At 56.2% G+C, this 25,033-nt stretch carries 22 protein-coding genes; 12 read left to right on the plus strand and 10 right to left on the minus strand.

The window, feature by feature from the left end:
• Nucleotides 1–99: 99 nt before the first annotated feature.
• Nucleotides 100–1,482 carry an aldehyde dehydrogenase family protein gene (locus tag FEE96_RS17360; protein WP_138164386.1) on the plus strand — a complete coding sequence of 461 codons (1,383 nt, stop codon included), beginning with the start codon at nt 100–102 and terminating at the stop codon, nt 1,480–1,482.
• Complete coding sequence (locus FEE96_RS17365; protein WP_138164387.1) at nt 1,482–2,627, plus strand: iron-containing alcohol dehydrogenase; 1,146 nt, start codon at nt 1,482–1,484, stop codon at nt 2,625–2,627. Before FEE96_RS17360 ends, FEE96_RS17365 begins: the two co-directional genes overlap by 1 nt.
• A gap of 102 nt (nt 2,628–2,729) precedes the next feature.
• Here the strand turns inward: FEE96_RS17365 and FEE96_RS17370 are convergent, their stop codons facing one another.
• Nucleotides 2,730–3,734, minus strand: coding sequence for a LacI family DNA-binding transcriptional regulator (locus FEE96_RS17370; RefSeq protein WP_138164388.1), 1,005 nt, complete (start codon nt 3,732–3,734; stop codon nt 2,730–2,732).
• 155 nt (nt 3,735–3,889) lie between these two features.
• On the opposite strand from FEE96_RS17370, the gene gap reads away from it, so the two are divergent.
• From gap to FEE96_RS17420, 10 genes are all read left to right on the plus strand, one after another.
• Nucleotides 3,890–4,918: a type I glyceraldehyde-3-phosphate dehydrogenase gene (gene gap / locus FEE96_RS17375; protein WP_138164389.1), complete on the plus strand. Its 1,029-nt coding sequence runs from the start codon at nt 3,890–3,892 to the stop codon at nt 4,916–4,918.
• A 231-nt stretch (nt 4,919–5,149) separates the two neighbouring features.
• On the plus strand, nt 5,150–5,620 hold the full coding sequence (locus FEE96_RS17380) for a hypothetical protein (RefSeq protein WP_138164390.1): 471 nt from the start codon (nt 5,150–5,152) through the stop codon (nt 5,618–5,620).
• Nucleotides 5,611–7,806, plus strand: a complete 2,196-nt coding sequence (locus tag FEE96_RS17385; protein ID WP_138164391.1) for a NosR/NirI family protein — start codon at nt 5,611–5,613, stop codon at nt 7,804–7,806. Before FEE96_RS17380 ends, FEE96_RS17385 begins: the two co-directional genes overlap by 10 nt.
• 12 nt (nt 7,807–7,818) lie before the next feature.
• On the plus strand, nt 7,819–9,735 hold the full coding sequence (gene nosZ, locus FEE96_RS17390) for a TAT-dependent nitrous-oxide reductase (protein WP_138164392.1): 1,917 nt from the start codon (nt 7,819–7,821) through the stop codon (nt 9,733–9,735).
• Nucleotides 9,736–9,739: 4 nt separating this feature from the next.
• Nucleotides 9,740–10,996 carry a nitrous oxide reductase family maturation protein NosD gene (locus tag FEE96_RS17395; protein ID WP_138164393.1) on the plus strand — a complete coding sequence of 419 codons (1,257 nt, stop codon included), beginning with the start codon at nt 9,740–9,742 and terminating at the stop codon, nt 10,994–10,996.
• Nucleotides 10,989–11,882 (plus strand): ABC transporter ATP-binding protein, encoded by an 894-nt coding sequence (locus FEE96_RS17400; RefSeq protein WP_138164394.1) that lies wholly within the window; start codon nt 10,989–10,991, stop codon nt 11,880–11,882. The genes FEE96_RS17395 and FEE96_RS17400 overlap by 8 nt, the downstream gene beginning before the upstream one ends.
• The gene (locus FEE96_RS17405) at nt 11,879–12,703 is read left to right on the plus strand and encodes an ABC transporter permease (protein ID WP_138164395.1); all 825 of its coding nucleotides are present in this window, start codon (nt 11,879–11,881) and stop codon (nt 12,701–12,703) included. The genes FEE96_RS17400 and FEE96_RS17405 overlap by 4 nt, the downstream gene beginning before the upstream one ends.
• Nucleotides 12,700–13,221 carry a nitrous oxide reductase accessory protein NosL gene (locus FEE96_RS17410; protein WP_138164396.1) on the plus strand — a complete coding sequence of 174 codons (522 nt, stop codon included), beginning with the start codon at nt 12,700–12,702 and terminating at the stop codon, nt 13,219–13,221. Before FEE96_RS17405 ends, FEE96_RS17410 begins: the two co-directional genes overlap by 4 nt.
• Nucleotides 13,218–14,126, plus strand: coding sequence for an FAD:protein FMN transferase (locus tag FEE96_RS17415; RefSeq protein ID WP_138164397.1), 909 nt, complete (start codon nt 13,218–13,220; stop codon nt 14,124–14,126). The genes FEE96_RS17410 and FEE96_RS17415 overlap by 4 nt, the downstream gene beginning before the upstream one ends.
• A 96-nt stretch (nt 14,127–14,222) precedes the next feature.
• Complete coding sequence (locus FEE96_RS17420; RefSeq protein WP_138164398.1) at nt 14,223–16,187, plus strand: sensor histidine kinase; 1,965 nt, start codon at nt 14,223–14,225, stop codon at nt 16,185–16,187.
• Between the two features lie 105 nt (nt 16,188–16,292).
• Here the strand turns inward: FEE96_RS17420 and FEE96_RS17425 are convergent, their stop codons facing one another.
• The 9 genes from FEE96_RS17425 to FEE96_RS17460 form a co-directional block, all read right to left on the minus strand.
• Nucleotides 16,293–17,642, minus strand: coding sequence for a sigma-54-dependent transcriptional regulator (locus tag FEE96_RS17425; protein WP_138164399.1), 1,350 nt, complete (start codon nt 17,640–17,642; stop codon nt 16,293–16,295).
• Nucleotides 17,642–17,776 (minus strand): hypothetical protein, encoded by a 135-nt coding sequence (locus FEE96_RS24005; protein ID WP_280817697.1) that lies wholly within the window; start codon nt 17,774–17,776, stop codon nt 17,642–17,644. Before FEE96_RS24005 ends, FEE96_RS17425 begins: the two co-directional genes overlap by 1 nt.
• A 133-nt stretch (nt 17,777–17,909) precedes the next feature.
• Nucleotides 17,910–19,103 carry a formate dehydrogenase subunit gamma gene (locus FEE96_RS17430; RefSeq protein ID WP_138164400.1) on the minus strand — a complete coding sequence of 398 codons (1,194 nt, stop codon included), beginning with the start codon at nt 19,101–19,103 and terminating at the stop codon, nt 17,910–17,912.
• 126 nt (nt 19,104–19,229) lie between these two features.
• The gene (fdh3B, locus tag FEE96_RS17435) at nt 19,230–19,823 is read right to left on the minus strand and encodes a formate dehydrogenase FDH3 subunit beta (RefSeq protein WP_138164401.1); all 594 of its coding nucleotides are present in this window, start codon (nt 19,821–19,823) and stop codon (nt 19,230–19,232) included.
• A gap of 12 nt (nt 19,824–19,835) precedes the next feature.
• Complete coding sequence (locus tag FEE96_RS17440; RefSeq protein WP_138164402.1) at nt 19,836–22,730, minus strand: formate dehydrogenase subunit alpha; 2,895 nt, start codon at nt 22,728–22,730, stop codon at nt 19,836–19,838.
• Between the two features lie 110 nt (nt 22,731–22,840).
• Nucleotides 22,841–23,032, minus strand: coding sequence for a twin-arginine translocation signal domain-containing protein (locus FEE96_RS17445; protein ID WP_138164403.1), 192 nt, complete (start codon nt 23,030–23,032; stop codon nt 22,841–22,843).
• A 50-nt stretch (nt 23,033–23,082) separates the two neighbouring features.
• The gene (locus FEE96_RS17450; protein ID WP_425467333.1) at nt 23,083–23,709 is read right to left on the minus strand and encodes a TorD/DmsD family molecular chaperone; all 627 of its coding nucleotides are present in this window, start codon (nt 23,707–23,709) and stop codon (nt 23,083–23,085) included.
• A complete protein-coding gene (locus tag FEE96_RS17455; protein ID WP_138164404.1) occupies nt 23,706–24,338 on the minus strand; it encodes a DUF3306 domain-containing protein in 633 nt (210 codons plus the stop codon). Before FEE96_RS17455 ends, FEE96_RS17450 begins: the two co-directional genes overlap by 4 nt.
• Nucleotides 24,335–24,874, minus strand: coding sequence for a DUF3305 domain-containing protein (locus tag FEE96_RS17460; protein WP_138164483.1), 540 nt, complete (start codon nt 24,872–24,874; stop codon nt 24,335–24,337). The genes FEE96_RS17455 and FEE96_RS17460 overlap by 4 nt, the downstream gene beginning before the upstream one ends.
• Between the last annotated feature and the right edge of the window lie 159 nt (nt 24,875–25,033).

Here is a 25,033-nt window from a genome sequence, read left to right on the forward strand (position 1 = left end):
ACACTGCCAGCCGTCTACTGGCGCGACTGGCGGTGGTTTTGAAAGAACTTTGAAGAGTGAAACAGGGCAATTGCTGCCCCTGAAGCTGGAGGTTTGGCAATGGGCCAGACACTGAAATGTATCTCGCCGATCGATAGATCGGTTTATGCAGAACGCGATACCCTGTCGCAAGACGCGGCATTTGCTGCCACCGATCGCGCCCGCGCGGCACAGGCGGCCTGGGCAGCCCGCCCGCTGGCGGAACGCACCGAACTGGTGATGGCCGGTGTTGCTGCTGTTGGCGCCATGAACGACGAAATCGTGCCTGAACTGGCCCATATGATGGGTCGCCCGGTACGCTTTGGCGGTGAATTTGGTGGCTTTAACGAGCGCGCCAGCCACATGGCAAGCATTGCTGAAGAGGCGCTGGCAGATATCGAAGTTGGTGAAGACGCAACGTTCAAGCGTTACATCAAACACATCCCACATGGTGTGGTATTGGTGGTTGCGCCGTGGAACTACCCCTACATGACCGCGATCAACACCGTGGCCCCTGCCCTGATTGCGGGCAACACCGTTGTGCTGAAGCACGCCACTCAGACCCTGCTGGTAGGCGAGCGCATGGCGGCAGCCTTCCACACCGCTGGCGTCCCAGAAGATGTGTTCCAGAACGTCTTTCTGGACCACGACACGACGTCCGAGCTGATCGCCGAAAAGGCGTTTAACTTTGTCAACTTCACCGGCTCGGTCGGCGGCGGCAAGGCGATGGAACGTGCAGCTGCGGGCACCTTTACCGGTGTCGGTACCGAACTGGGCGGCAAAGATCCCGGCTATGTCATGGAAGACGCCGATTTGGATGCAGCGGTAGACACGCTGATTGATGGCGCCATGTTCAACTCGGGACAGTGCTGCTGTGGGATCGAGCGCATCTATGTGCACGAAAGCCAGTATGACGCGTTTCTCGCCAAGGCGATTGCCATCGTCAAAGGCTACAAGCTGGGCAGCCCGCTGGACGAAGCCACAACCATTGGCCCGATGGCCAACGTGCGCTTTGCCCAGGAAGTCCGCGATCAGATCGCCGAAGCTGTTGAAGCAGGCGCAGTGGCCCATATCGACACTATGGCCGAGGATGACGGCGGTGCCTATCTGACCCCGCAGATCCTGACCAACGTGACCCACGACATGCGTGTCATGCAGGACGAGAGCTTTGGCCCTGTGGTTGGTATCATGAAGGTGTCCTCCGACGAAGAAGCGATCGCACTGATGAACGACAGCCAGTTTGGCCTGACCGCATCGCTGTGGACGCAAGATGTGGACCGCGCCCAGGCGGTTGGCGACCAGATCGAAACCGGCACCGTGTTCATGAACCGGGCTGACTATCTGGATCCGGGCCTGTGCTGGACCGGCTGCAAAGACACAGGTCGCGGTGGCGGCCTTTCGGTGATCGGGTTCCACAACCTGACACGCCCCAAATCCTACCATCTAAAGAAGGTGACAAGCTGATGAGCCTTGTTGGAAACTGGTCCTATCCGACCGCAATCAAATTCGGCGCTGGCCGGATCAAGGAATTGGCCGAGGCCTGTGCCACTGCTGGCATCAAAAAGCCACTGTTGGTCACAGACAAAGGACTGGCAAGCCTGCCGGTGACCCAGTCGACGCTCGACATCATGGAAGCCGCCGGTCTGGGCCGCGGCATGTTCTCGGAAGTTGATCCCAACCCAAACGAGAAGAACCTAGAGGCTGGTGTTGCCGCCTATAACGAAGGTGGCCACGACGGTGTGATTGCGTTTGGCGGTGGGTCCGGTCTGGATTTGGGTAAAATGGTTGCCTTTATGGCAGGTCAGACCCGTCCGCTGTGGGATTTTGAGGACATTGGCGACTGGTGGACCCGCGCCGATGCCGACGCTATCGCGCCGATCATTGCTGTGCCAACCACTGCCGGCACCGGTTCCGAAGTGGGCCGTGCCTCGGTGATCACCGACAGTGTCACCCATGCCAAAAAGATCATCTTTCACCCCAAGGTGCTGCCAACCGTGGTGATCTGTGATCCGGAACTGACTGTGGGTATGCCCAAGTTCATCACTGCGGGCACCGGTCTGGATGCCTTTGCCCACTGTGTCGAGGCGTTCTCGTCGCCACATTACCACCCGATGTCGCAGGGTATCGCGCTGGAAGGCATGCGCTTGGTCAAGGACTACCTGCCCCGCGCCTATGCCGATGGCACTGATATCGAAGCGCGTGCGCAGATGATGTCGGCCGCAGCCATGGGCGCTACCGGGTTCCAAAAGGGTCTGGGTGCTATTCACGCCATGAGCCACCCGATTGGCGCGGTGTTCAACACCCACCACGGCACCACCAATGCGGTCTGTATGCCCGAAGTGCTGAAGTTCAATGCCAGCGCCATTGCTGATCGCTTTGATCAAGCCGCAGCTTATCTGGGCATCGACGGTGGCTTTGACGGGTTCCGCGCCTATGTGGACGAGCTGAACGACAGCATGAGTATTCCACGCAAGCTGTCTGAGTTGGGCGTCACCGAGGCCAGCATTCCTGAGCTGGTCAAAGGTGCGATCATCGACCCATCCTGCGGCGGCAACCCGGTTGAGCTGACAGAGGCCAACCTGACCGAGCTGTTCAAAGCAGCCCTGTAAGGACCTAAGCCACTCACGGCTAAAGCTCCCTGGTCTTAGCCTGGGGGGCTTTTTGCATTCTACAGCCTAGCAACCCGGCAGTGCAGGACAAAGGTAACCAACCTACAGCGACGCGCCCAGACTGATGGTCGGGCGCAAGACCTCTAGCACAGGATCCATATCGCCCTTGACTGCGCGCGCCTGCAAAATAATCTGCGCCGCACGTTCACCGATCTGGCGGCGACAGGCATCGGTGGTGGCCAGGTCCAGCGGCAGGCCCTTTAGCAGTTGCAGATTGTTGAACCCGGCCAAGGCCACATCCCCCGGCACCGACACCCCTTCGGCCAGGCAGTGCATCAACCCACCCACCGACATCACGTCGCTGGAATAGTAAATACACTCCAGATCAGGATTGCGTTGCATCATGCTGGAGGTGAGCTGCCGCCCCGTTTCGATCGAGGAATCCCCGGAATAAAGCTCTTGGTCGTGTAGGTTCATCCCCTGCGCCGCCAAGCCATCGACAAAACCGTCAAACCGTTTTCTGGCGCGAAAATCCTGCGGCATCTTGGTCCCGATAAAGCCGATCCGTTCATAGCCGCGCGACAGGATTAACTCTGCCATGTCTCGGCCGGCCTCAAGATGGGAAATGCCAACACAATGCCCCACTGGATCACCGTCAACATCCATGACTTCGACCACCGGGATATCGGCCTGTTGCAGCATCTTTCTTGTCGCTTCGCTATGCTCCAACCCGGCGACAACTAGCCCCGAAGGCCGCCAGCTGAGCATCTCGCGTATGACCTCTTCTTCTTCTTCCACATCATAGCCCGTAATACCCACCACTGGCTTCAGCGGACTATCTTTCAAGATGGCTGAAATTCCCGACAGCACCTCGGGAAACACAAAGCTGTTCAATGAGGGGACCACGACGGCCACCAGATTGACCGATTGCGATGACAAAGAACCTGCAATTCTATTGGGCACATAGCCATGACTGCGGGCAATTTCTTCAACCCTTATGCGTGTTTTTTGTGACACGTCCGGCGCGCCGCGCAAGGCGCGCGAGGCCGTCATTTCACTGACACCCGCCAACAAAGCCACATCTTTCAACAATAATTTTTTTGTCATGGCCGCATGGTCACCTACTGCGGCCTCCACCGCAAGGGGGGGCGATACTGATTCAAGACTTGATTTCCACCTCCGTTAGCGATAACGAATAGCCAACCGTTATCGATAACGATACATTGGTGACGATCTCGTATAAATTTGGCGGAGTTGGACATATGACCCTGAAAATCGCAATCAATGGTTTTGGACGCATCGGCCGAGGCGTGCTGCGGGCGCTTATCGAGAATGACACCAGCGACATTGAAGTTGTGGCGATCAACGATCTGTCACCGCCAGAGACCCTAGTACACCTGTTGAAATACGACAGTGTACATGGCCGTCTGCGGGCTCCGATTACCCTGACCGAAGACACGCTGACGGTTGGACGACACAACATACGCCTGTCGGCCATCCGCAATCCGGAAGACCTGCCGTGGCAGGGCGTCGATATTGCCTATGAATGCACCGGGTTGTTTACAAGCCGCGAAACTGCTGGGAAACATCTTAAGAACGGATCCAAGCGCGTCCTCATATCGGCACCAGGCAAAGAAGTTGACCGCACTGTTGTGTTTGGCGTCAATCATCAAGAGCTGACCAGCGACGATATCATTGTTTCCAATGCCTCCTGCACCACCAATTGCTTGGCTCCTGTAGCTCAAGTTTTGGACACTGCGTTTGGTATCAAAACTGGCTATATGACCACCATCCACGCCTTTACGGGTGATCAGCCAACTCATGACACCAGCCACAAAGATCTGTACCGCGCCCGGGCTGCTTCGGTGTCAATGATCCCCACTTCAACTGGCGCAGCCAAGGCCATAGCTGAGGTGCTGCCGCATCTGAAAGGTCGGCTTGAAGGTTCTGCGATCCGGGTGCCAACTCCAAATGTGTCGCTCGTTGATCTCAGCTTTGTGCCAGAGCGCCCTGCCACCGTAGACGGTATCAATCTGGCCCTGCGCACCGCAGCCAAGGGAGATCTGGCGGGGATTCTATCTTATGAAGAAGACCCAATGGTATCGATCGACTTCAACCACGATCCGCATTCCTCGTGTTTCGCTGCTGCCCAAACCAAAGTAACCGAAGATGGTTTGGTGCGCATTGTAGCCTGGTATGACAATGAGTGGGGCTTCTCGAATCGTATGATCGACACCGGTCGAAAAATCGGGCAGCTGATGCGCGACGAACGGATGGCACTGGCCAGCTAGACACTCGGAATTAGCAGACTTTTCAATACACTCCCCAAGACCCCAACTGCTCGCACGCTCCGGCATGCGGGCAATTTTTATGTGACAAATCAACGAACTAACTTCACGGAATCTCACTTTTGAATGCATCTTCAAATTGGCTCGGATTACCCGTTTTTGTTGTTCTAGATCAAAGATGTTGGGCGAAACTAAAGGGTAGGTTGGCGACGAATTAACAAGTCGGCTTACCTAATGCTCGCCCCTCGCCAAATCCCAACTGCAACGCGTCTCCTCCCCGCTTTCCCAATTTGGGTTAAAGCGCTGGTGGCATCCTGTGCGCTGCTGCTGCAATTGGTGTTGCCTGTGGGTTCTCACCCTGCAAACGCGGGCGAGTGGATGGTGATCTGCGGGTCCGAGGGCCCCGCACTGGTGCAGGTCCAGCTGGCAGATGAAGACCAAGAAACTTGCCCCATGTGTGACAGTTGTCAAATGTGCGGAGAGTTTAACTCGGCCAATGCTTTGCTATCTGGCACCGGTGTTCCCGCTGACTTATCCCATTCATCTAACAAAACCGTCATCTGCAATGACGCCGTTGGCGCCAATCCGGCGCAATTCTGGCCTGCCAGCCGTGGACCTCCTCTGGCTCAAGTGTTCACAGTAGGCCTTTTCAGCCAACGCCCCCATGCCGCAACCCCGAACAAAGGAGGTGCGTCATGGACTTAAGACGCGCGATCCCGAGCCTCGCAAAAACACTTGCCTGCCTCCTCGTAACTACACTTTTCATGGTCGCCTCGAACGCCAAGGCCGATAGCCTTGCCAGCTTTCTAGCAGACCTGACCCCCGCAGAATTAGCGCCCGGAGCCGAGGCCTTTGGCCCGGTGTCACCGGACACCAAGGTTGCCCCGGTTCTGAAGGACGGCAAACCCGTCGCCTGGGCGTTCCTGACCTCCGATTTCGTTGGCACCACCGGTTATTCCGGTAAACCCATCCATGTTGTCGCTGCAATTGACAGCGATGCGGTACTGACTGGGGTGAAGCTGGTCAAGCACTCGGAACCGATCATCCTGATCGGCATCCCAAACTCTAAGATGATAGCCCTGACCGAAGGTTATGCTGGCCTTGACCTGAAAGCCGAAGCTGCCACAGGTGGCGAGGCGCATGATCTGGACATCATTTCTGGTGCGACCGTCACAATCATGGTGATCGACGACAGTCTGGTGCGGGCCGGCATCAAGGTCTCGCGCCTGCTTGGTCTGGGCGGGTTGTCGCCACAGGTTGCCGATGGCCCACGACGTGAAGTCGATATGGCACAGGATGCAACTTATGACTGGTCTACCCTGTCCGGTGACGGATCTGTGCGCCGCCTGACATTGGACATTGGCCAGATCAACACCGCATTTGCGGCCACCGGCGACGCACGTGCCGCCAAGCGCCCAGAGCCGGGCGAGCCGGACGACACTTACATTGACATGCACATGGCGCTGGTCTCAGTTCCATCCATTGGTCGCAGCCTGTTGGGTGATGCCGAGTATGAGAACCTGACAGAGTGGCTGGAGGAAGGCGAGCAAGCTATTCTGGTGCTGGGTCGTGGAACTTATAGCTTCAAGGGGTCCGGCTATGTGCGCGGTGGTATCTTTGACCGTATCCAGCTGATCCAAGGCGACAACTCGGTTCGTTTCTTTGACAAGCAACAGCGTCGTCTGGGTGATTTGGCCACCGCTGACAGCCCCAGCTTTGCTGAGTTGGATATCTTCAAGATCCCAGCGGATGCCGAGTTTGACCCAGCTGAGCCGTTCCGTCTGCAACTGCTGGCCCAACGGGCGGTTGGTGCGGTCGAGAAGACATTCCTGACCTTTGATCTGGGTTACAAACTACCCGAGCAGTACCTGCTGCCGGTTACGGCCCCTGTCATCGTCAACAGTGACACAGATGAGGCCGCCGCCAAGACCGCGCTGTGGCAGCGGATCTGGAAAGATAAGACCGTTGAGATTGGCATCCTGGGCGTCATGCTCTTGGTTCTGACTGCAACCTTCTTCTTCCAGTTCCAGGCTACCGCGAATGCCCGTGTGTTCTACTGGTTCCGCATTGGTTACCTCAGCTTCACTCTGGTCTTCCTGGGTTGGTACGCAAACGCACAGCTGTCTGTCGTCAACCTGATGGCCTTGGCCGGTAGCCTGCGCAGTGGCTTTACCTGGGATGCCTTCCTGATGGATCCGCTGGTGTTCATCCAATGGTTTGCCATCGCCGCTGCCCTGCTGTTCTGGGGTCGTGGTGCCTACTGTGGCTGGTTGTGCCCCTTTGGTGCGCTGCAAGAGTTGCTGAACAAAGCTGCCCGCGCGCTGAAGGTTCCGCAGTGGACCCTGCCCTGGGGCCTGCATGAACGCCTGTGGCCGCTGAAGTACATGATCTTCCTTGGTCTGTTTGGTCTGTCGATGGTGTCGATGACACTGGCTGAGACCTATGCCGAGGTGGAACCGTTCAAGACCGCCATCATCCTGAAGTTCGTACGCGAATGGCCCTTTGTCATCTTTGCCGTATCGCTGCTGGTTGCTGGCTTGTTCGTCGAACGCTTCTACTGTCGCTATCTGTGCCCACTTGGTGGTGCGCTGGCGATCCCCGCTCGTATCCGCATGTTTGACTGGCTGCGCCGCTACAAGGAATGCGGCAGCCCCTGTCAGACCTGCGCGAACGAATGCCCCGTTCAGGCCATTCACCCAACCGGTGAAATCAACCCGAACGAGTGCGTCGACTGCCTGCACTGTCAGGTTCTCTACCAGTCCGAAAGCAAGTGCCCGGTGGTGATCAAGCAGATCAAACGCCGTGCCAAAGTCGGCACCACCGACATGAAAATGCCCATCGGACAGCCACCGGCGAACCACCCGAACGCCAAGAAATCCACCGTTTCCTAAAGGAGAAACACAATGTCAGAACAAGACAACACACTAAACGTCACCCGTCGTGGCCTTTTGGGTGCCACAGCAACTGGCGCCGTCATGGCAACAGCTGGTGTTGGCGCAACCCTGATGTCCGCCAAAGAGGCTAGCGCCGCAGCCAAGGCTGCTTTGGAGCCAGGTGAATTGGACGATTATTACGGTTTCTGGTCCTCGGGTCAGACCGGCGAGCTGCGTATCATGGGTGTTCCATCCATGCGTGAATTTATGCGCGTTCCAGTGTTCAACCGCTGCTCGGCTACTGGCTGGGGTCAAACCAACGAATCCAAGAAGATCCTGACCGAAGGCCTGCTGCCGGAAACCAAAGAATTCCTGGCTGCCAACGGCAAGGAAACATACGACAACGGTGACCTTCACCACCCTCACATGTCGTTCACAGATGGCGTCTATGACGGCCGCTTTATCTTTATGAACGACAAAGCAAACACCCGTGTAGCCCGTGTGCGTTGTGACGTGATGAAGTGCGATAAGATCATCGAGATCCCCAATGCCATGGACATCCACGGCATGCGTCCACAGAAATACCCACGCACAGGTTATGTCTTTGCCAACGGTGAGCACGAAGCACCGCTGGTCAACGATGGCAAGATCCTGGATGAGCCATCGGAGTACGTGAACATCTTTACTGCCATCGACGGCGACGAGATGGAAGTGTCTTGGCAGGTAATCGTATCGGGCAACCTCGACAACACCGACTGTGACTATCAGGGCAAATATGCCTTCTCGACTTCGTACAACTCAGAAATGGGTATGACCCTGGCCGAGATGACCGAAAGCGAAATGGACCACGTTGTTGTCTTCAACATCAAAGCCATCGAAGAAGCTGTTGCTGCTGGCAACTACGAAGAGCTGAACGGTGTCAAAGTTGTTGATGGTCGTAAGAACGCCGGTTCAAACTTCACGCGCTACATTCCGATCCCGAACTCGCCGCACGGTGTGAACGCAGCACCTGACAAAAAACACATCATGATCAACGGTAAGCTGTCGCCAACCGTTTCTGTGATTGATGTTGAAAAAGTCGACGCACTGTTCTCTGACAATGCTGATGAGCGTTCGTGCATCGTTGCTGAACCAGAACTGGGCCTTGGTCCTCTTCACACTGCGTTCGACAACAAAGGCAACGCCTACACCACACTGTTCCTAGACAGCCAGGTGGTGAAGTGGGACATCCAGAAGGCAATCGACCTGTTTGCAGGCGCGGATGTTGATCCGATCCTCGACAAGGTCGACGTGCAGTATCAGCCGGGTCACAACTCGACCTCGATGGGTGAAACTGCCGATGCTGATGGTCAGTGGCTAATTTCGATGAACAAGTTCTCGAAAGACCGCTTCCTGAACGTTGGTCCGCTGAAGCCAGAGAACGAGCAGCTGATCGACATCTCGGGTGACAAGATGAAGGTTGTCCACGATGGCCCAACCTTTGCCGAGCCACACGACAGCATTATTGTTCGCCGTGACATCGTGAACCCGGTCAACGTCTGGGATCGTAACGACTCAATGTGGGAAGATGCGCGTATTCAGGCCGAAGCTGATGGCATCGATCTGGAAGAAGGCGCCGAGGACATCATCCGTGATAAAGATGATCCAACCAAAGTTCGCGTCTACATGACCAGCCAGGCTCCTATGTTCTCGATGGAGAAATTCACTGTCGATCAGGGTGACGAAGTAACAATCTATGTCACCAATCTGGATGACGTGGATGACGTGACCCACGGTCTGTGCATGGCCAACTTTGGTGTCGCCATGGAAATCGGCCCAATGGCAACCGCATCGGTTACCTTTATTGCTGAACGTCCCGGTGTACACTGGTTCTACTGCCAGTGGTTCTGCCACGCGCTCCACATGGAGATGCGCGGCCGGATGATGGTCAAACCTCGCGAGGCTTAAGAAAATGCGCTGGCTCCTACCCATAGTTTCACTGATCTGCTCACCTGCCTTGGCGGCTGAGTGGGATGTGCCCAACCGGGCGGGAGCCATTGCGGCAACACTGGCGCAGGCGGCGGATGGAGACACCCTCCGCCTCGCCCCCGGAACTTATACCGAAACTATTGTATTGGACCGGCCCATCACATTGGATGGGCGCGGTGTCGCCGTGATTGACGGCGGCGGAACCGGAACCGTGATTACTGTTACCGGCCCGGGTGTTACAGTCTCCGGACTTACGGTTGTCGGCTCGGGATCAGATCACGAGACCCTCGACAGTGGGATCAAACTGACCAAGACGGCGAAAGCGCCGCAAGTTCTGAACAACACGCTACGCGGTAACCTGTATGGCATCGACATTCACGGCGCGCGCGATTCACTGGTTGCTGGCAACACCGTCGAAGGCCGTCAAGACCGCCACATGAACGCGCGTGGCAATGGCATCTATGTCTGGAACGCGCCCGGTTCTGTGGTCGAAGACAACTCGGTCCGTTGGGGTCGTGATGGCATCTTTGTCAACAGCTCCAAGAAAAACACGTTCCGCAACAATACCTTCCGCGATCTGCGGTTTGCTGTGCATTACATGTATGCCGACAATTCCGAAGTGTCCGGCAATGTCTCGATCGGCAACCATCTGGGCTATGCCGTTATGTTTTCCACCCGTGTGCGCATCACCGACAACGTGTCGCTAAATGACCGCGATCACGGGATTATGATGAACTATGCCAACAAAAGCGTCGTGACCGGAAACTATGTCAAAGACGCCAAAGGCAAATGCACGTTTTTGTACAACTCACACAAGAACGATTTCAGCGGCAACTGGTTCCAGGGCTGTGACATCGGCATCCATTTCACAGCCGGATCGGGCAACAACCGCATGGTAGAAAACAGTTTCATCGGCAACCGGACGCAGGTCAAATACGTCTCTTCCAAATGGGTGGAATGGTCCGAAGCGGGCCGCGGCAACTATTGGAGCGATTTTGCCGCCTATGACGTCGACGGCAACGGGATTGCTGATACCCCCTATAGACCCAACGATAGCATGGACCACGTGTTGTGGACCCAACCCGCAGCCAAGATGTTGCTTGGCTCACCCGCCGTGCAGCTGGTGCGCTGGTCGCAGGCCGCCTTTCCGGCGCTGCTGCCGGGTGGGGTGATGGACAGCCATGCGCTGATGGCCCCGGTTAAACCGGCGGCAAGCAATAAGGTAGCACAGGATGGATAACAGCCTGATCATCAAGTCCGTGGATAAGTTTCGCGGTAAAACACAGGTACTGCAGGGCATTGACCTGACAGTTGCCCCCGGTGAGCGTCTGGCCCTGCTGGGCCACAATGGTGCGGGCAAGTCGACCCTGATCAAATCGATCCTGGGCCTGACCCCGATCCATGGAGGCAGTATCAGCATCAATGGCGCCAAGCCGGGATCGGCAGTGGCGCGCCGGGATACCGCGTTTCTACCCGAGGCGGTGAGTTTTCACCCGGCCCTGACAGGGCGCGAGCAGCTAAGCCTGTTTGCCAACCTGTCTGGCGCATCGGCTGATGTCCCTGCCCTGCTGGAACGTGTAGGGCTGGCAGATGCACTGGACCGCCGCATTGGCACCTATTCCAAAGGCATGCGGCAGCGTCTGGGATTGGCACAGGTTCTGCTGGGCCGCCCAAAGGTGGCGCTGCTGGACGAACCGACCAGTGGCTTGGACCCGATCTCGCGTCAGGATCTATATGCCATCATTGATGAGCTGGCTGAACAAGGCACCGCAGTGCTGATCGCCAGCCACGCGCTGACTGAGGTTGAGGCCCGCACCGACCGCATTGCAATCCTGCGTAAGGGTGTAAAGGTGGCAGACAATACACTGGCCGAGCTGTCGTCCGAGGCAGCCCTACCCACCCGCCTGCGTATTACTGCGCGCGCTGGAGAAATTGACAAGCTGGCGCAACAGGTTGGCGGCACCCGCGTCAACGGTGCCTCGGTTGAACTATGTTGCAGCGCCGATCAAAAGATGAACGAGCTGCGCCGGATCGCGGCGCTAGGGGACGTTGTGGTTGATATCAGCATGACCCCACCGCGACTGGAAGATCTGTATCGCCATTTTGCCAAGGAGAACCGCCAATGACCCCGCGCGCCCTTGCCATAGCCGGATCCGAGCTGCGGATTCTGCGTCGTAACCGCTGGCTGTTCATGGCCACCCTGATCATGGTGCTGTTTGCGCTGGCGCTGACCTTTGCAGGCAGTGCCCCCACCGGTACTCTGGGTGTGGATATGCTCACCGTTTCCGTGGCCTCGATGACCACCCTGTCGGTCTATCTTGCGCCATTGCTGGCCTTGATGATGTCTTTTGATGCAATCTCCGGTGACCGGGATCGCGGTAGCCTGTCGCTGTTGCTATCGTACCCTGCTGGGCGTGGTGAAATCCTGTTGGGCAAGTTTCTGTCCCACCTTGCCGCGCTTGCTTTTGCCATGACCGTTGGATTTGGCACCGCTGGTGCCCTTGCCGCGTGGTCGGGCGGAGCTGGGGCTGACAGCCTCCTGGCGCTTGGCCGTTTGATTGCAACCTCGATCCTGCTGGGTGCTGTGTTCTTGGCCCTAGGCTATGGCGTGTCGTCAGTCTCTGGTAGTTCGACCGCGGCTGCAGGTCTGTCAGCGGCGATTTGGTTGATATTCGTAGTGCTGTATGACCTTGGCCTACTGGGTGCCGTGGTGATGGATGAAGGTGGGTTCTTTACCCAGTCCATTTTCCCTTGGCTAATGGTCGCCAACCCGGCCGATGCGTTTCGGGTCTGGAACATTGCCGCGTCTGAAACCGTGGCGGTTACCAGTGGCATGACCGGCGCCGCAAGCGCCCTACCCGCCTGGGCAGCACCTCTGTCTTTGCTGCTCTGGCCAGTAATCGGCTTTGCCCTTGCCCGTCTTGCATTTGGAAGGGTTGAACCGTGAAGCTTATAATCCCCATTTTGGCTGTACTGGCCTTGGCCGCCTGCCAGGAAGAAGAAGCTAAAGCGCCACCGCCGCCAGCAGACTTAACCGTAACTGCACTTAGCTTTTTCTGCCAAATGAACATTGCAGACCACGGCGGACCCAAAGGGCAGGTGCACCTCGAAGGATATCCTGCGCCTTTGTTTTTTGCTCAGGTCCGCGATTTGGTCGCCTACCTCAAAAGCCCCGAACGCGATGCTAACATCACAGCGATTTACGTCAGTGATATGGGCCGCGCCGCGTCTTGGGAGGAACCCGGCATTGGCAATTGGATCTTGGCCAATGACGCTCTGTTTGTCGTCGGTGCCAATGTCGCCGGTGGCATGGGTGCCCCTGAGATCGTGCCTTTTGCCCAATCAAATGCTGCGCAGCCATTCATTGATTTATATGGCGGTACGTTGCTGCCCTTGTCCGAAATTCCCGATGACGCCGCACTGGCTCCCATCGACTTCTCCCAACAGCTGGAGACCCCTTCATGACCACACTGACCCGCCGCCGGTTTTTGACCATTTCCGCCGCGGCCGTTGCCCTACCCGCGCAGGCCGCGACTGTGCCCATGGCCAATTGGAGCGGCATCGCACTTGGCGCACCTGCCTCGCTGCAAATCGCCGGGCTGACCACAGAACAAGCCGCTCCGGTTTTTACAAAAATCGAAGGAGAGTTATCCCGCCTGGAACAGGTTTTCAGTCTGTACAAAAACGGATCAGAACTCAGCCGTCTAAATTCAAATGGGATTTTGAAGGCTCCGTCCCCGGATATGTTGGCAGTGCTCAGCTTGGCAGGTGCAATCCATGCGGCCACCAACGGTGCATTTGATCCCACAGTCCAGCCACTGTGGCAAAAATCCGTCGGAATGCAATCACCAGACAGCACAACAGGCTGGCAGCACCTAAGATTTGACAGCAGCGCAGTTACATTTGCTGCCCCTAATGGGGCTCAAATGGGGCTGACACTAAATGGCATCGCCCAAGGCTATGTTACTGACCAAATTGCAGCAGTGTTACATGACGCAGGCCTGCGTGACGTGCTGGTAGACATGGGTGAAATCCTAGCTAAGGGAAGCCCAGCACCGGGCCGCGACTGGTACGTGGGCATTGCCGCACCTGAAGGCCAAGTTGTAGAGCGCTTGACCCTATCTGACCGGGCTCTGGCCACATCTGCTCCGTTTGTGCCCAATGCCGGAGGTCAGATGACAGGGCCACATATTTTACCGCCAACACCACGGCACAAGGTTCAGCAGACATTGGTTTCAATCTCTGCGCCTACGGCAGTTCTTGCCGACGGGCTTTCCACGGCGTGCTGTCTGCTTAGCGCCTCACAAATCAACCAAGCTCTTTCTCATTTCCCAAACACCCAAATTGAGACACGACAAGAACTGTCCTAACACCACCACCTCTTGCCTTGCCCCCTGCCGGAATGCCACATTGGCACCAGCATGGGGCGACCATTGGGCCAGCCCGTTGACCACGGGAGCCAAAACTTGAAATCCGTCCGGCTCCGCCTTCTTCTTCTTGCCCTGCTGCCGATCAGCGTATTGATGCCATTGCTTCTGGTTCTGGCCATGACACGCTGGAATGCCGACTACGACGACATGTTGATCGCCAATGTTGACAGCGACCTACGCATTGCTGAGCAATATCTTGGCCGTATTCTCGCCGGTACAGGGACCGACATACGCAGCGTTTCTGAATCGAGCTTGTTCAGTGATGTTTTACTCGCTCCCCCACGGGAACAGGTACGTTTTCTAGATCAGCGTCGCGCGGAACTGCAGCTGGATTTCCTTTATTATATCTCAGGCGACGATTTATCAGGGCCGACGTCCAAATGGCCGGTGATCGCGGCAGCCGCAGCCGGTAGTTTGAGCTCCCGAATTGATGTCTTTTCTGCCAGCGAACTTGCCAGTTTTTCACCTGAACTCGAACAGCGTGCCCGCATTCCACTTATTGAAACTGAGGCGGCCGTCCCAACCGCCCGCACCACTGAAGACAGAGGCATGGTGGTTCACGCTGCATCCCCCGTAACTGTTCTCGGTCACGATGGAGTGCTGGTCGGTGGTATCTTGTTGAATCGAAACCTCGATTTCATCGACACCATCAACGCACTGGTTTATCTCAGCGACAGCGCCGGAGAAAACCGTCAGGGCACCGCCACACTTTTCCTTGATGACACCCGAGTATCGACAAACGTACGCTTATTCGAAGATGTGCGCGCCCTGGGAACCCGCGTTTCTGCCAGTGTCCGCCACCGGGTGTTAAATCTTGGTCAGACCTGGCTGGACCGCGCCTTTGTGGTCAACGACTGGTACATTTCCGGCTACCTGCCATTAACGGACAGTTTTGGCAGCCGAGTTGGAATGCTCTATGTCGGCTTTCTTGAAGCCCCCTATCAAGGGGCAAAACGGGCAGCCTACTGGACCATCGTGGCGGTCTTCATTGGCGTTCTGGTAATCTCGGCGCCACTGTTTTTATGGCTGGCCAAAGGTATCTTCTTTCCACTGGAGCGAATGACGCAAACCATGAAACGGGTTGAGCGAGGTGATCTTGCAGCACGCAATGGTGCGGTGGGCAGCCAAGATGAAATTGGTCAAGTGGCGGCCCATTTGGATACCTTGCTGAATCAGGTTCAAGAACGTGACCAGGCCCTGCGCGACTGGGCCGAAGAGCTGAATGCCCGTGTTGACAAACGAACGACAGAACTGAGCGCGGCCAATGCAAAGCTGGAAGACACTTTCAAACAGCTGGTGATGAGTGAGAAACTGGCCTCAATCGGTGAAATTACCGCCGGGGTGGCCCATGAAATTAATAATCCAGTGGCCGTAATCCAAGGCAACGTCGACGTCATCCGCATGACCCTCGACGAACGCTCAACAGAGGTAGAGACAGAACTGACATTGATTGACAATCAGGTGCTTCGGATTGATGCCATTGTGGGAAAGCTGCTGCAATTTGCCCGTCCAACTGAATTCGGAGCATTTGAGGAAAGCGTCGATATCGCCCCTCTGGTTGAGGATTGTCTGGTACTCGTGGATCACGTCACGTCAAAGCAAACCATCACCGTAAAGCGGATATTTGGCCCTGCGCCACTGGTCAACATCAACCCCGGCGAGTTGCAACAGGTGGTTATCAATCTGGTTATGAATGCAGTGCAGGCGATGAAGGGCTCAGGCACCCTGATCCTCAATTTACAAAGCCAATCTCGCGATGGCTGTGAAGGTGCACTGCTGTCCGTCACTGACAGCGGTCCGGGGATTGATGAAAAGAACCTAGGCTCTGTGTTTAATCCGTTTTACACCACCAAGCCCGGCGAAGGCACCGGACTAGGGCTCTCAATTAGCCAGACCCTAATTCAACGGGCTGGCGGACTGATCTCAGTGCGCAACCTTGCCCAACCAGGCGCCCAATTCAGCGTCTGGCTGCCCGCTGACGTCCAAACTAAACAGCAGTAGAGCCCGACATATCCAACATCAATCCAGCTTCATCTAGCTAAAAATATCCTGGGGTGAATTGCCCGACTGGGCAAGAGGGGCAACGCCCCTCCCCCTGTCACCGGATCAAAACCCCCATGAGGCGCATTTTCGATCGATGGTTTTGCGCGACACACCAAGTCGGCGTGACGCCTCTGCACGGTTGCCCTCACATGCATCCAACACATGCATGATGTGGCGCTGGGTGACGAGATCAAGCGTTTCAATTGCCGCCGCACCTGTGATTGCGCCAGTGCCGGAAAACTCTTCTGGAATTTCACCTAAGATCACTGAACGCTCGATCAGATTGCGCAATTCTCGTACATTACCCGGCCAATCGTATCGGCTGAACTTCAGTAGTGTTTCTTCATTCAGCTCAAGGGCTGGCATACCCAAGGTGGTCGAAAATTGCTCCATAAACAGCGCCGCCAGTTCAACGATATCCTCGACTCGTTCCCTTAATGGGGGCATCACGATCTGAACGACATTGATGCGATGATACAGGTCCGCGCGGAACCGGCCATCGGCCACAGCCTGCTTCAGATCAGCGTTAGTGGCAAACAAGAAGCGCAGATTCAGTGGGATGTCACGCTCTGCACCGACTGGACGGATGCGTTGATCCTCCAGCACCCGCAGCAGCGCCGCCTGAACTTGGTCCGGCATTTGCGCCACTTCGTCCAGAAATAACGTGCCTCCATCAGCATGCAGGAACAAACCATCCTTGCGCCGATCCTGGTCGTCAACCATGCCAAACAACTCGTGCGCAATCCGGTCTGGCGCGATAGCCGCACAATTGACTGCAACAAAAGGCTTTCCAGCCCGTTCGGACAAAGAATGCAGGGTTCGGGCTGCAATTTCCTTGCCCGTTCCACTGGCCCCCATGAACAAAACCGGAGTGGGCAGCGGCGCAAGTCGCGCCAGCATATCACGCGCCTGACAGATTGCTGCAGATTTACCCAGCAAGCGACCCCGACCAGCACTGCCTTCAGCCGACAGTTCGTGCTTCAACAGATAGTTCTCGCGCCGCAGATACTTGCGGTCCAGCGCCCGCGCCACCGAGTTCAGGATCTGATTGGCCCGAAAGGGTTTGAGCACAAAATCGGCAACCCCGATACGCAGCGCCTGAATGGCCGTCTCTAGATCAGCGTAGGCCGTGACCAAAATTGTATCAGCAAACAACCCCACCCGGCGCTGCTCCTGCACCCACTCCAATCCAGTCTTCCCCGGCATGATGTTATCCAGAACAACCAGATCAAAATGGGATTGATCCAAGATCGCTGTGGCTTCAGCAGCTGACGCCGCCTGTTCCACTTTTTTGCAGCGCGGCGTTAGGATCTTGGTCAAAAAATTCCGCATGCCGGGTTCGTCATCGATCACCAGTATCGAGGCCCCGGCCAGGCTTTCCCCATATTCGTCACGCGCCACAGGGGTCTGCATCACTTCACCACATCTAGTCGGACGGAAGCCCCAGATAGTTTTTCATGCGAAGCAAAACCTGCCTGGTTCAGCAGCAGATTGGCACCCAGAGCAATCACCGCAACTGCGGCAAACCCGGTCAACATGGCTTTCATCGTTTCAGTTCTCCGGCTGTGGTCGAATGTATCAGAATTTCAATCAGGCTGCGCCGCTCCTGCGGTACAACGGTATCAGATCCGGTGCGGCTTGACGAACGCCAAACGGCCGCACCGAAGACGTGAAAGTGAATTAGTCCGCTGGCGACTGCTTAGTGGGATTACCCTGCGAAGTATCTTGCTCCTGCTGGATCTCTTCGAGCCAGATACTATGGTGCTGCTTGGCCCAGGCCTCGTCGACCTCTCCACTACCCATCGCGTCATAAGCGCCTTCCATACCAACCGAACCGATATAGATATGTGCGATGACGATCGCCATCAGCACAAAGGCTAGAATGGCGTGCCAAAGCTGAGCCAGTTGCATTTCTTCCTGTGGCGCCAGTGTTTCTGACAATTCCCCAAGTCCCAACAGGCTTGACAGCCCGATGTCGTTTACCACGGCAAAAGTTTTGGCAAACATCGGTAACTCATATGGAAACAGCAGGGATACGCCAGTGATCGAAATGGAGGCACCAAACAGAACAACAGACCAGAAGATCACTTTTTGCCCGGCATTAAATTTCTTGGCTGGTGGGTGCTTGCTGCCCACAATTCCGCCAGCCTGTGCGATCCAGACTAAATCTGTACGATCTGGCAGGTTATGTACGACCCACATGACAAAGATAATCACCAATCCAACGATAAAGGCCCAAGCGACGTTGTTGTGCACCCATTTCCCCAACTCCAGAAATGTCGCGTTTGCTTCTTTCCCAAGGTACGGGGCAATTGCCACGCGGCCAAACAATGTAATCAATCCGGTAATGCCCAGCAAAATGAACGACCCACCCAGTAACCAATGGCCAAAACGTTCAAACGCCCTGAAACGGGTCACCGTACGGCCTGTTTTTTCACCATCAATGGGAATTTTGCCGCGCAACAGATAGAACACGACCAGCAACGCGAGCGTTCCCAACAGTAACCAACCGCCATATTGGCGCAGTGGCCCAGCCCGATAAGCCAGCCATCTCATACCACCATCTTGGACCAGAACCGTAGCGACTTCACCGCCAGCCGACACCCGAACGTCGGCCGAGCCATAGCGCAATGCGCGCCAAAATTCAGGGTCTGAGACACCTCCCTGTGTACCCAATTGTGGTACGCCCGGCAGACTGGCTGAATCGCCAACATTTTCACGCCGAAAAGTGTCGTCAACTGCGACGCTGTTCTGGCGTGCCATGATGTCAGCAAGCGTTTGAGCCCCGCCAGTGGCGGAACGATCAGGTGTGGTTTGTGCTGTAGCTGGCAAGGCCATGGTCAGGCATACCAGTAGCCAAAGAAGAACGCGCATTGGGTCCTCGACATTCTGTAAATTGAAAAGCGCCCCGTCTCCGGACGGACAACGGGTTGGAATTTCTAACATTCCAATAGGTTTGCTACCGGCGGCCTTCACAGCCGCCGGCAATACTATAGTGGCTTACTCGCCCTTTTGGTCGTAGGCAGTGCCCCAACCCCAAGCACCAGCACCAAAGCCGCGAGAAACGATGCGCTCACGGTAGACCGCAGACACGACGTCGCCGTCACCGGCCAGCAGTGCTTTGGTCGAGCACATCTCGGCGCAGATCGGCAGCTTGCCTTCAGCGATCCGGTTGCGACCGTACTTAGCGAACTCGGCTGTCGAGTGGTTTTCTTCCGGGCCACCGGCGCAGAAGGTACACTTGTCCATCTTGCCACGGCTGCCGAAATTGCCAGCCTGCGGATACTGCGGCGCGCCAAATGGGCAAGCGTAGAAGCAATACCCACAACCGATGCACAGATCCTTGGAGTGCAGCACCACACCGTCGTCGGTCTGGTAGAAGCAATCCACAGGGCAAACAGCCATACAAGGCGCATCCGAACAATGCATACAGGCGACTGAGATCGACCGTTCACCGGGCTTACCATCATTGATGGTCACAACACGGCGGCGGTTGATGCCCCAAGGCACCTCGTGCTCGTTCTTACAGGCGGTGACGCAGGCGTTGCATTCAATGCAGCGGTCGGCGTCGCAGAGGAACTTAGCTCTTGCCATCTTTCTTTCTCCTTATGCTGCACTGATGCTGCAGAGAGTACATTTTGTCTCCTGCATCTGGGTGACGCTGTCATAGCCATAGGTCTGAGCAGTGTTTGAGCTTTCGCCCAGCACATAGGGGTCAGCTCCGTCAGGATATTTGTCCCGCAGGTCCTTACCCTGGTAGTGCCCACCAAAGTGGAACGGCATAAAGGCTACGCCTTCGCCGACCCGTTCAGTGACCATCGCCATCACTTTGACTTTGCCGCCTTCGGGGCTTTCGACCCAGACCTGAGCCCCATCACGCACGCCGATATTGTTGGCGTCCCGGGTGTTGATCTCGACAAACATGTCTTGCTGCAACTCAGCCAACCAAGGGTTGGATCGGCTTTCTTCGCCGCCACCCTCATACTCGACCAACCGGCCGGATGTGAGAATGATCGGGAAGTCCTTGGACACGTCTTTCTTCTGGATCGAGGCATACAAAGTCGGCAGACGATAGGCCTGACGGTCTTCGTATGTTGGATAGTCTTCGACCAGATCACGACGGTTGGTGTACAGAGGCTCGCGGTGAACAGGAACCGGATCCGGGAAAGTCCACACAACGGCACGCGCCTTGGCGTTACCAAATGGCGCACACTCGTGCTTGATCGCAACCCGCTGGATGCCGCCCGAGAGGTCGGTTTTCCAGTTGGTCTTTGGACCTGCAACGGCATCAATCGATGCGCGTTCCTCATCCGTCAGATCACCGTCCCAGCCAAGGTCCATCAGCATCTGCATGGTGAATTCCGGATATCCATCCTGGATTTCCGAGTTCACCGAGTAGACACCGTCGGCCAGCAAGTTATCGCCGTCCCGTTCAACACCAAAGCGGGCGCGGAAGGTCAGGCCACCCTCGGAAACCGGCTTGGACATGTCGTAAAGGTTTGGCGTACCGGGGTGGTTCATCTCGTCCGTCCCCCAACACGGCCATGGCAGACCATAATAGTCCCCATCTGCCGGTCCACCAACAGCCCGCAAGGTGGTGCGGTCAAAGGTGTGCTGGTTGGCCATGTGCTTTTTCAAGCGCTCTGGGCTTTGGCCAGTATAGCCAATGGTCCACAGGCCTTTGTTGAGTTCGCGTGTGACGCTTTCAACATTTGGCGTGTTTTCATCGTCCATTTCGATGTTACGGAAAAAGCGATCAGCCCAGCCAAATTTGTTCGCAAACAGACCCATGATTTCATGGTCAGTTTTGCTCTCAAACAGCGGATCAAAGATCTTGTCCCGCCACTGAAGCGACCGGTTCGATGCTGTAACCGAGCCATATGTTTCGTACTGCGTACAGGCTGGCAACAAATAGCAACCATCGGTACGGTCATGCAACACAGCCGAGACGGTGGGATACGGGTCGATCACGACCAGCATGTCCAGCTTCTCCATCGCTGTCTTCATTTCCGGACCACGGGTCTGCGAGTTTGGCGCGTGACCCCAAAGAACCATCGCCCGCACGTTGTTGGGCTGGTCGATATTGTCCTTGTCTTCCAGAACACCATCAATCCAACGGCTGACCGGAATGCCCTTCAGGTTTTGCAGCGACTTATCTTTACCGTCTGCACTTTTCAACATGTCGAACTGGCTGGTCAACCATTCGGGATCTTCATCCCAAACACGTGCCCAATGGCCCCAGGCCCCCTTTGACAGACCGTAATAGCCCGGCAAAGTATGGCTTAGAACACCAAGGTCGGTGGCACCTTGAACGTTGTCGTGACCACGGAAAATGTTGGTCCCGCCACCGCTTGTGCCCATATTGCCCAGCGCCAATTGCAGGATGCAATATGCGCGGGTGTTGTTGTTGCCCGTGGTGTGTTGCGTACCCCCCATACACCAAATCACGGTGCCGGGACGGTTGTTGGCCAATGTCTTGGCAACCCGGTGCAGCTGCGATCCGGGAACACCCGTTACGCGCTCAACCTCTTCTGGGTTCCACTTTTTGACCTCTTCCCTGATCTGGTCCATGCCCCAAACACGGGTGCGAATGAACTCTTTGTCTTCCCAACCATTTTCAAAGATGTGGTACAAAATGCCCCAGACCAATGCGACGTCAGTACCTGGACGCAGGCGCACATATTCGTCGGCGTGTGCCGCAGTCCGGGTAAAGCGCGGATCACAGACGATTAGCGGTGCGTTGTTTTGTTCTTTGGCTTTCAGGATGTGCAGCAAGGAAACCGGGTGAGCCTCGGCCGGGTTGCCGCCAATCACAAAGATTGCCTTGGAGTTGTGGATGTCGTTGTAGCTGTTGGTCATGGCGCCGTAGCCCCATGTGTTTGCTACGCCAGCCACGGTTGTCGAGTGACAGATCCGCGCCTGGTGGTCGACGTTGTTTGTGCCCCAATAGGCCGCAAACTTGCGGAACAGATAGGCCTGTTCGTTGCTGTGCTTAGCCGAGCCAAGCCAGTAAACACTGTCAGGTCCGCTTTCCTCGCGGATATCCATCATGCCGCCGCCGATCTCGTCGATCGCCTGTTCCCAGCTGATACGCTTCCATTCACCACCCTCTTTTTTCATCGGGTACTTCAGGCGACGTTCACCATGGGCGTGCTCGCGAACTGCGGCCCCTTTAGCGCAATGGGCGCCTAGGTTGAATGGGCTGTCCCAACCAGGCTCTTGCCCGACCCAGACACCATTTTGAACTTCAGCAACCACGGTACAGCCGACTGAACAGTGGGTACAGACGGACTTTACGGTTTCGACAGCGCCCGCAGCAGCAGTTGCTGCATTGGCCCGCGTCACAGAACCGCCGGTGGCGGCAATAGCGGTCAAGCCACCGATGGCCAGACCAGAACCACGCAGAAACGCGCGGCGGTCAACGGAGCTTTCCGCGACCTTGGAGAGGATACTTGTCCGCTGGGAGCGTCTCGCAACCCCGTTGGTCTTTTTCCTAAGCATTATAACCTCCCTTGCTACCCGTTAATTCGGGCTTGCTAGGTTAACAAAAATCAGCAGGCGGTCGGGCGTCTCGCAACCAGTTGCCTGCAGTGGATAACAATGAGCGGTGTCTAGAACCGCACGCTGTCGAGGTAAGCGCGGGTATGCGCTGTATCCTGCATCTTGCTTGATGACAGGTCGGGTTCTGCGGCCTGCGCCTCGCCCCCCGTGGTCGCCACAGCCACCGCAGCCAGCGGTGCCGATGTTGCGGCCATCTTCAGAAAGTCTCGGCGGCTCGATGCCTCCTCAGTCTTCCTTGTCATGAGTTTTCCTCCTCATTGGTGATAGACGGTTGCCCGTCCGACTATACGGATCACTCCGCGCTCATCCGAAAACCTTCGGACTCGATCTCCATGAACACCCGGCCAACTGCGCCAACCGAGGCATAAAGAACCGAGTTCTTGGCGGCCTCCAGGTCCGAAAAGAAATGCCCCGCCCAAGGGCCAATGTGCTTATTGAAGAACGTTTTCTGGTCGACCAAGCTCGCCGGTTCTCCAAAACGCCCCACGATCAGAGCGCCCATCATTTCCATAAGAGATGCAATATTATCCTCGGGCTCATAAACGTTCTGACCGCGAGTCATGCCACGTGCGGCCATGTCACGACGCAAAGCCGCAAGAGGCTTCTCATTCAGGAAACCCGTCAGATAGTAGCTGGCGTAGGGCAGCAGCTCGCCGCGTCCCAATCCAATGAACAGCTTATTGAATTCACTCTCTACCGTAGCAGCCTTGGACAGGCTCGCCAGCTTGGCCAGCGCGTTGATCGCGGTTCCAAGATCACCGTCATCTCCTGACAGTACAGCCGTTTGTTCCAACAACATCTGCTCTGGGGGCGTGGCGAGCAGCAGGCCCAAAAAGTTGTATAGATCCGCCCTCAGACGGTCTTCCTCAGTTACGCGGACTTCGTCGGCCACGGCTGTCATTGGCGTCTCCTCTGTCATGTCTCAGCAGCTCCTTCATCAAACGCAAACCGCATTCGGCGCGGAGCAGCATAAACGTGTAGTTCATCAGCTTCATGTGCAATATCGGCGGGCGCAACATAGGCGACCTTTGTCACGGCCTCTTGTTCCGGTTGTTCGACATCGATCTCTTCGATCACCCCGGTCTCATCCTCCGAAGCCTCGCTAATTTCGGCGAGCTGCTGTTCGGCGGCTTCAGCCTCTTCTGCGGCCTGACGCGCCATTTCATCGACGTGGGCGGTCATACCTTTACCAACTTGATAGGCCGTCTGAATATTTTCGATTACACAAGAGGCGTCGGTGAAATCTTCACCGTAGTCGACCAGCCCGTCGATATTTGCCAACACTGGGTTCGTTAGCCACAAACGGCGTAGCGCACGCGTGCGAATTCTGGCTGGGATCGTTTCAGTCAGGAACACCTTAAAATCGTCACCCTCGCCCAATGTGTTTGGGTCTGGCAGCTCCAAATCAGCCAAAATCTCTGCATCACTTTTTTCCGCAACTCTGACATCACATTCCTGTGCCTGCAGCTGCACCTCAGCCCGCGCATCTTCAACTGCTTCCGCCTCGACGGCGGCTTTGCGGCGCGCCCAGAAATCAGACCCGCTCATTGCAGTCGTTCCTTCTTGGCCTTCACTGGCGAGCGATAGACATCTGCCAACTGAGAAATCCGTGCATCGCCGATACCATCCTCAACAGCACCAATGTCGGTCTTGTCGCGGCGGCGCTTCTTGAAGCGTTCTTCGTGGTGATGCTCCAGCGCAAAGTCCCGCACCCAGGCAATCAATCCGTCGGGCATCGGAATTTTCTCGATAATTTCTTCGCCAGTATCAGCATAGTCCTGCGCCTCATAGGGCGAGGCGGTGACCAAAGTCACTTCCAACGAGTGTTCTGTCGCATCGCTGTCGCGCAGCACCACGTAAACGCAAGGCACTTCCGCGCTGAGCCCGTGCAGATAAGCCTCTGCATCAGAACCGTGCAACTCCAGCGATAGGGTTGCAGCATGAAAATCAGAGATACCGTCCTGTTCACGTAACAGCTGCCAATTGGTCTCAGCCGCGCCTGGTAAAACTGCTATCGCTTTCCATGCGTATTTCGCCCACTGGGTCACACCCGGTGCGCGGCGCAGAACAACGCCAACTGGCATCACATCAAATTTGTCCGGATTGTGGATCAAGCGCTGGCAGTCCAATTTTGTCAAATTTCCTAGTTAACGTGCCCCAACCAACCGTCTTTTCAAAAGCTGCTTTTTACAATTAGACGGGGAATTCGTCACATCCGGACAATTTGGACAGCGCGGAATACC

This window comes from Parasedimentitalea maritima (assembly GCF_005771405.1).
Taxonomy (GTDB): domain Bacteria; phylum Pseudomonadota; class Alphaproteobacteria; order Rhodobacterales; family Rhodobacteraceae; genus Parasedimentitalea; species Parasedimentitalea maritima.